Origin of the sequence: Actinomadura sp. NPDC000929 (genome assembly GCF_040492065.1) — a bacterium.
GTDB classification, from domain to species: domain Bacteria; phylum Actinomycetota; class Actinomycetes; order Streptosporangiales; family Streptosporangiaceae; genus Spirillospora; species Spirillospora verrucosospora.
In genome coordinates this window covers 1-7369 of record NZ_JBEUPA010000246.1, presented here as the reverse complement: position 1 = coordinate 7369, position 7369 = coordinate 1, and the positions used below count along the sequence as shown (strand labels likewise).

Annotated in this window: 9 protein-coding genes; 5 read left to right on the top strand and 4 right to left on the bottom strand. The window is 75.0% G+C overall.

Going from position 1 to position 7369, the window contains the following annotated elements; genetic code table 11:
• The 4 genes from ABWI04_RS40910 to ABWI04_RS40895 form a co-directional block, all read left to right on the top strand.
• Window positions 1-563, top strand: a 563-nt coding sequence (locus tag ABWI04_RS40910; protein WP_353835771.1) for an adenylyltransferase/cytidyltransferase family protein, incomplete at its 5' end; no start/stop codon positions are given.
• Window positions 560-1237 carry an SDR family oxidoreductase gene (locus tag ABWI04_RS40905; protein WP_353835770.1) on the top strand — a complete coding sequence of 226 codons (678 nt, stop codon included), beginning with the start codon at window positions 560-562 and terminating at the stop codon, window positions 1235-1237. The genes ABWI04_RS40910 and ABWI04_RS40905, both read left to right, overlap by 4 nt.
• Window positions 1228-2178 carry a glycosyltransferase family 9 protein gene (locus ABWI04_RS40900; RefSeq protein ID WP_353835769.1) on the top strand — a complete coding sequence of 317 codons (951 nt, stop codon included), beginning with the start codon at window positions 1228-1230 and terminating at the stop codon, window positions 2176-2178. Before ABWI04_RS40905 ends, ABWI04_RS40900 begins: the two co-directional genes overlap by 10 nt.
• Window positions 2179-2188: 10 nt before the next feature.
• The gene (locus ABWI04_RS40895; protein ID WP_345187492.1) at window positions 2189-3145 is read left to right on the top strand and encodes an NAD-dependent epimerase/dehydratase family protein; all 957 of its coding nucleotides are present in this window, start codon (window positions 2189-2191) and stop codon (window positions 3143-3145) included.
• Between the two features lie 40 nt (window positions 3146-3185).
• Here ABWI04_RS40895 and ABWI04_RS40890 read toward each other — a convergent pair whose 3' ends face one another.
• The 3 genes from ABWI04_RS40890 to ABWI04_RS40880 form a co-directional block, all read right to left on the bottom strand.
• Complete coding sequence (locus ABWI04_RS40890; RefSeq protein WP_353835768.1) at window positions 3186-4079, bottom strand: polysaccharide pyruvyl transferase family protein; 894 nt, start codon at window positions 4077-4079, stop codon at window positions 3186-3188.
• A gap of 273 nt (window positions 4080-4352) precedes the next feature.
• A complete protein-coding gene (crcB, locus tag ABWI04_RS40885; protein ID WP_345187486.1) occupies window positions 4353-4715 on the bottom strand; it encodes a fluoride efflux transporter CrcB in 363 nt (120 codons plus the stop codon).
• Window positions 4712-5227 (bottom strand): fluoride efflux transporter FluC, encoded by a 516-nt coding sequence (locus tag ABWI04_RS40880; RefSeq protein ID WP_345187484.1) that lies wholly within the window; start codon window positions 5225-5227, stop codon window positions 4712-4714. Before ABWI04_RS40880 ends, crcB begins: the two co-directional genes overlap by 4 nt.
• A 221-nt stretch (window positions 5228-5448) precedes the next feature.
• Between ABWI04_RS40880 and ABWI04_RS40875 the strand changes: the two genes are divergently transcribed.
• On the top strand, window positions 5449-6237 hold the full coding sequence (locus ABWI04_RS40875) for a SigB/SigF/SigG family RNA polymerase sigma factor (RefSeq protein ID WP_353835767.1): 789 nt from the start codon (window positions 5449-5451) through the stop codon (window positions 6235-6237).
• Between the two features lie 18 nt (window positions 6238-6255).
• Here the strand turns inward: ABWI04_RS40875 and ABWI04_RS40870 are convergent, their stop codons facing one another.
• The gene (locus ABWI04_RS40870; protein WP_353835766.1) at window positions 6256-7119 is read right to left on the bottom strand and encodes a S1 family peptidase; all 864 of its coding nucleotides are present in this window, start codon (window positions 7117-7119) and stop codon (window positions 6256-6258) included.
• Window positions 7120-7369: the final 250 nt, after the last annotated feature.

Here is a 7369-nt window from a genome sequence, read left to right as displayed (position 1 = left end):
CCGAGGGCGTCGACCGGGCGTCGGAGTTCGTCCGCGCGGGCGCCGCCGCGGCCGTCGCGGCGCAGCTCGCCGAGTCCGGCACCGCCCGGCTCGTCCCCGAGCGCGGCGAGGACGCCTGGGACGTCGTCGAGCGGACGCGGCGGGCGGGCGGCACGGTGGTGGCCACCGGCGGCTGCTTCGACCTGCTGCACGCGGGCCACGTCAGCCTCCTCCAACAGGCGCGCAGGCTCGGCGACTGCCTGATCGTCTGCGTCAACTCCGACGCGTCGGTCCGGCGCCGCAAGGGGCCGTCCCGCCCGGTGACGCCCGCCGCGGACCGCGTCCGGGTGCTCGAGGCGCTCAGCGACGTGGACGCCGCGCTGGTGTTCGACGACGACACCCCGGCGCCGCTCCTGGAGCGGCTGCGCCCGGACGTGTGGGTCAAGGGCGCCGACTACGCCGGGGCGCCCCTGCCCGAGGCCGAGACGATCCGGGCCCACAACGGCGAGGTGGTCCTGCTGCCCCTCCTGGAGGGGCGCTCCACCACGCGCCTGCTGTCGACCACGAAGGGAAACGCGTCATGAAGGTCCTCATCACCGGCGGCGCCTCCGGACTCGGCGCGGCCGTCGCGCGGAAGATCGCCGACGACGGCGGGCGGCCCCTGGTCCTCGACCGGCACCCTCCGAAGGAGGAGTTCGAGCACATGCAGGCCGACCTCGCCGACCGCCGGTGCGCCGAGCGCGCCGTGCACGGCCTGGCGCGCGCCGCCGGCGGGCTCGACGCCGTCGTCACCGCCGCCGGCATCGACGCCTGCGGGGCGCTGTGCGAGGTCCCCGCCGAGGACTGGGAGCGGGTCGTCCAGGTGAACCTGCTCGGCACCGTCGCCGTCGTCCGCGCAGCGCTCCCGTACCTGGAGAACGAGCCGCACGGGCGGGTCGTCACGGTCGCGTCCACCCTGGGGTTCCGCGCGCTGAGCGACGCGACCGCGTACTGCGCGTCCAAGTTCGGCGTCGTCGGCTTCACGCGGGCGCTCGCCGCCGAGACGGCCGGGAAGGTCGCCGTCACCATGGTCGTGCCGGGCGGGATGGACACCGCGTTCTTCGACGACCGCCCCGACCAGTACAAGCCCGGGGCCGACGCCAAGCTGAACCGGCCCGAGAACGTGGCGGCGACCATCGCGTTCGCGCTGAACCAGCCGCCCGGCTGCGAGGTGCGCGAGCTGGTCGTGTGCCCGTCCCAAGAGCCGTCGTGGCCGTGACGGCCGGGGCGCGCGGCGCGCTGGTGCTGCGCGCGCTCGGCCTCGGCGATCTGCTGACCGCCGTCCCGGCGCTGCGGGCGCTGCGGCGCGGCATGCCCGGGGCGCGGATCACGCTCGCCGCCCCGCCGGTGCTCGAACCCCTCGCCCGCGCGACCGGCGCGGTCGACGGCGTGCTGCCGGCGGACGGCCTGGAGGCTCCGCTGCCGCCCGCCGGCCCCGTGGACGCCGCCGTCAACCTGCACGGGCGGGGCCCGGAGAGCCACCGGCTCCTCGCGGCCCTGGCGCCGAGGCGGCTGCTGGCGTTCGCCTGCCCCGGCGCGCGGCACTCGGGGGGCCCCGCCTGGGACCCCGGCGAGCACGAGGTGGCCCGCTGGTGCCGGCTGGTCGCGGCCTACGGGTTCGACGCCGACCCCGGGGATCTGGACCTGCCGGCCCCGGCCGCCGCGTCGCCCGCGCCCGGCGCCGTCGTCGTCCATCCCGGGGCTGCGTTCCCGGCGCGCCGCTGGCCTCCCGAGCGGTTCGCGGCCGTCGCGGCGGCGCTGCGCGGCGGCGGGGAGCGCGTGGTCGTCACCGGCGGTCCCGGCGAGGCGCGCCTCGCGCGGCGCGTCGTGGAGCTCGCCGGGCTCGACCCGACCGCCGACCTGTCCGGCCGCACGTCACTCCCCGGGCTGGCCGCGCTCGTCGCGGGCGCACGGCTGGTCGTCTGCGGCGACACCGGGGTCGCGCACCTCGCGACCGCCTACCGCACACCGTCGGTGCTGCTGTTCGGCCCGACGCCGCCCGGCCGGTGGGGGCCTCCCGACCGCGCCGAGCACCACGTCCTGTGGGCGGGGCGCCGCGGCGACCCGCACGGACGCGAGCCCTGTCCCGGGCTGCTGGAGATCACAGCGGACCAGGCCGTCGAGGCCGCCGGGAAGGCACTGGCCCACCCGAACCGATGAGGGGGACGAGATGAGACATCCACGCGCCGTCGTCACCGGGGGCTCCGGCTTCCTCGGCTCGCACCTGTGCGAGGCGCTGCTCGCCGAGGGCGTCTCGGTGCTGTGCCTCGACAACCTGCTGACCGGGACCTCCCGCAACATCGCCCACCTCGCCGAGCGGCGGGACTTCCGCTTCCTCAAGCGCGACCTCACCGAGCCGGTGAACGTCCCCGGCGACGTCGGCTACGTCTTCCACCTGGCGTCGGCGGCCTCCCCGGCCGACTACCTGAGGTACCCCATCCAGACCCTGGAGGTCGGCAGCCAGGGCACCCGCAACGCCCTGGACCTCGCCGAGGCCAAGGGCGCCCGCTTCGTCCTCGCCTCCACCTCCGAGGTGTACGGCGACCCGCTGGTGCACCCGCAGCCCGAGTCGTACTGGGGCAACGTCAACCCGGTCGGGCCGCGCAGCGTGTACGACGAGGCGAAGCGGTTCGGCGAGGCGCTGACGTCGGCGTTCCGGCACTCGCGCGGCCTCGACGCCGCGATCGTGCGGATCTTCAACAGCTACGGCCCCCGGATGCGGCCGGACGACGGCCGCGCGATCCCGACGTTCCTGCGGCAGGCGCTGACCGGCGAGGACCTCACGGTCACCGGCGACGGCTCGCAGACGCGGTCGATCTGCCACGTCGACGACACCGTGCGGGGCATCGTCGCGCTGGCGTTCTCCGACCACCCCGGACCGGTGAACATCGGCAGCCCCTACGAGATCTCGATGGCCGACCTCGCCCGGCTGGTCATCGACCTGACGGGGTCGTCGTCCCACGTCCGGTTCATCGACCGCCCCGAGGACGACCCGCGCGTCCGGCGCCCCGACACCGCGCTGGCCGAGGAGGCGCTCGGCTGGCGCCCGCGGATCTCCATCGAGGAGGGCCTGCGCACCACGCTCGAATGGTTCGCCAGGGAACTCGTGGTCGCACGGCCCGCATGAGCGGCGGCGCACCTCGGGCCTCCCGGCGTGCCGGGCCCGGCTACCGCACGCCGAGGACGTCCAGCAGCTCGCCGATCAGCACGGCGTCCGCCGGGGGCGCGGGCGCCCGTCCCGCGCCCCCGGGCGACAGGCACCACGTCCACCAGCGGTCGAGTTCCGCCGGGTCCAGGACCCGCTCGCCGGGCGGCGCCGCGGGCGGGGTCACCACGGCGGGCCACCCCCAGGCCCGCGCCTGCGCGGTCACCTTCGCGCCGCCGCCGACCGGGTCCACGGCCAGCGCGGGGATCCCGTTCTTCAGCGCCAGGACGAGGCCGTGCAGCCGCGTCGTGACCACCACGTCGAGCCTGCGCAGCGCCGACTCCAGCTCGGCCGCCGTCGTGAACAGGCGCCAGTCGCGCGGATCGAGCCGCGTGTCCAGCGGCAGCCGGGCGCACTCGCGGGCGGCGAGCCAGTCGGCCAGCTCCCGCTCGACGCGGTCGTGGCGCCGCCGGTCGCCGTACTCGGCCTGCCCGGGCGCGAGCACGACCCCGGCCACCGGCACCGAGGGCGTCGCGGGCAGCGCCGCCAGGTCGCGGCGCGGCGCGCCGCCCGGAGCGTCCCGCGCGAGGACCGCGTCGAACCCGGTGACCGCCGGGTCGGCCGGATCGACGACCGACACGCCGACGGCGACGCGCGTGCACCCCGCGTAGCGGCGGTGGAGGTCCTCCACCTGCCGGCCGTGGAGCGGCCCGCAGGCGAACACCAGATGGGTGTAGGACGCGGGGTCGGCCCGGTCGAGGTCCAGGCCGCCCGGCCGGAAGACCGGGCTCCACGCCAGGCGGCACTCGACCCCGGCCCGCGTCAGCGCCGCCCGCACGGCCTCCATCGCCAGGACGTCGCCGGCCGTCGCCTCACCGTGCAGGAAGCTCGGCCATCCGGTCACCAGCACGCGCATCCGTCAGCCGCCTTCCCCGCCCCGGCCCTCGCCGGGTGCTCCTCCAGGGCGTCGAAGGGGCGTCCCGCGGCCCCGCTATCCGCGCTACCCGCCACCGTCCATCCCATGTCGGAACGGGGTCGCCCGTGGCGGTAGAAGGCGGTTTCCGCGCGGTGACAGTCCAGACACCCATCGGTTTACCGAGATGCCCTCTTGGGCAGAGTCCCCTCGCGGCCCACTCGCGAGCTCGGAGCCAAGTGCCCCGAGCTGCGAGCATGGGCCGCGCCAGGTTTCTCACCCGGTGACGGCCTGCGCGATCGCCATCCCGCAGTAGGCCGCGCCGAGCCCCGCGACGATGCTGGCGCCCGCGTTGACCACGGCGTAGAAGCGCGTCCCCTCCTCGGCGAGGCGCAAGGTCTCGTATCCGAACGTGGAGTACGTGCTCAGGGCGCCGCAGAACCCCGTCCCGGCGAAGGCCATCACGCCTTCGTGGGCGGGCAGCGCCGCGAGGAGGCCCAGCGTGAACGACCCCGCGATGTTGACGGTGAACGTCCCCCACGGGAACACCGAGTCGTGGCGGGCCTGGACGGCGCGGTCGGTGAGGTAGCGCAGCGGAGCGCCGAGCGCGGCGCCCAGCACGATCAGCACGATGGTCACTCGCCGCCCGCCTCGCTCCGCCCGGTGCACCGGATCCGCGCGGCCGCCTCCCGGCGGCGCGGCCGGGCCAGCAGCCGCGTCACCCGGACACCCGCGTAGACCGCGGCGAGCGCGGCCGCGAGCGTGCCGGCGAGGTAGGCCAGCCCGACGAGCGGCGCCCCGCGTTCCACCATCTCCTGGGCGTCGACGACATAGGTCGAGAACGTGGTGTAGCCGCCGAGCACTCCCACCCCGAGGAACGGGCGCACGAGCCGGTGCGCCCTCCACGTCTCGGTGATGAGGACCATCAGCACCCCGATCAGGAGGCAGCCCGAGACGTTCACCCAGAAGATCGCCCAGGGGAACTCTCCCGCCCGGTGGGGGAACGCGTTGCCGAGCCCGTGCCGGGCCAGCGCCCCCAGGGCCCCGCCGGCCGCGATCGCCGCCAGGACTCCCCACGGCGCCTCGCGCAGCTCGGACCGCTGCCTCGGAACATGCAGGTCGACATCGGGATCGACGGGACGGCCGTTCACGGGTGCACACTCCTACCAGTAGCCACGACGCACTCACCGGTAGGGACCGTTGGCGGAACGTTCCGCGGTTCGCCGTCCAGGCACGGCGGGCCCCACCGCCGTTTCCCCGTCTCCGGGTCGATTCGAGCCTACCGGCACCGTGTGACCGGGACTTCCCAGGGTAGTGGGACGTGACCGAACGTTCCTCCTACCCTCGCCGGCCCCGCTGGAAGGGAGCGCGTATGCCGTGGGCGGAGTCCACCGGCCGGTTCGACGACGGACAGACCGAGACGCTTCTCAAGGAAATGAACCGGCTCCAGACGACCGACCCGCGGCGGGAAAGGCTGCGCGAACGCATCGTCGACCTGCACAAGCCCCTGGTCCGCGGCGTGGCGCGCCGCTACGCCAACCGGGGCGAGCCGCAGGACGATCTCCAGCAGGTCGCCTACCTGGGCCTGGTCAAGGCCATCAACCGGTTCGACCCCGCGGTCGGGGACCGGTTCGTCACCTACGCCTACCCGGTGGTCACCGGTGAGGTGAAGCGGCACTTCCGCGACAAGACCTGGGGCATCCGGGTGTCGCGCCGCATCCAGGAACTGCGGCCGGTCCTGCACCGCACCGTCCAGGAGTTCACCCGCGAGCACGGCCGCTCCCCCACGACCGCGGAGACCGCGGCGATCATGGGCGTCACCGAGGACGAGACGGTCGAGGTCATCATCGCCTGCGACGCCTACCGGCCGCTGTCGCTGGAGGCGCCGGCCGACGGGACGCCGGACGGCGAGGCCGGCACCGTCGGCGAGTACCTCGGGTCCGAGGACCCGGCGCTGGAGGCCTTCATCGACGGCCACGCCCTCAAGCCCCTCATCGACGACCTGCCCGAGCGCGAGCGCACGATCCTGCTCCTGCGGTTCTTCGGGAACCGGACGCAGACGCAGATCGCCGAGCAGATCGGCCTGTCCCAGATGCACGTCTCCCGGCTGATCCGCACGACCCTCGACCGGCTCCGCACCGGGCTGCTGGCGGAGGGGTGACCGCCCGCCCGCTGCCCGTCAGGGCCTGGGCAGCGCGCACGCCCCGCCCAGCACGACGTCGTTGCCCTGGCCCAGGCAGCGGGCGAGCAGGTACGTCTGCTGCCCGTAGTGGACGCCCTTCCGGACGGTGACGTTCCCGGCGCGGTCGACTTCGCACGGGTTGTTGAGCGTGCAGCGCTCGCCGTCGTCGTTGCCGGTGTTGTTGACGCCGACGACCTGGCGCGTCCGGGCGTCGATGACCGGCGACCCGGACGTCCCGTGGACGGTCTGGCACTCCGGCTTGTAGCGGATCGAGTCCTTCCACGTCCAGTCGGCCTCGCGCAGCCGGTAGACGGTCGCGTCCGTCCTGCAGCCGTAGATCTTCCGCCAGTAGCCGGACACGACCCGGATCGGCGTCCCGTCGTGCGGCCGGGCCGTCGACAGGCGCAGAGCGGGGATCCCGTAGCGCTTCTGGATCGCCGCGTAGGTCGTGTCGAGCCGGTACACGGTCACGTCGGTGTCGGTCATCGTCGCGTACTCGACCCTGGTGGCCTGGAGGGTGCCGAGGCTCCGGCCGCCCGTCCGGTCGAGGAGCGTGAACGTCCGGGACGACCTGCGGTCCACGATCACCTCGCCGGCGTCCGGCATGCCCGACTCCAGGCAGTGGCCGTTGGTCAGCACCAGCGCGGCGTCGGCGTCCCGCGACCGCGCCCCGCGCACGAGGGAGCCCGAGCAGTTGCTCAGCGCGACGATCCCGGTGAAGTCGACCGCCGCCCGCTGGGCGCTCGGCGCCTGCGGCGGGACGGGCGCGGCCTGCGCGGAGGCGGCGGCGAACGCTCCGGCGCCCGCGAGGGCGAGCGTCCCGGCGGCGGTGAGGGCGGCTGCGGCGGTGCGGCTGGGCATGCGGATCCTCTCGGACGGGCCGGCGGCGGAGACCGCCCCGGCCGGGACGGCGCCGTCTCGGCGAATCTAGATCATCTGATTCCCGCGAAGAAGCACCACGGCCCTTCCCCGCGCGACACCCTTCTCAGTCGACCTCCACCCAGCCGTACGTGCGCTCGACGGCCTTCTTCCAGCCTGCGTAGCCCTGGTGGCGTTGGTCGTCGTTCCAGGTGGGCTGCCAGCGTTTGTCCTCGTTCCAGTTCTGGCGGAG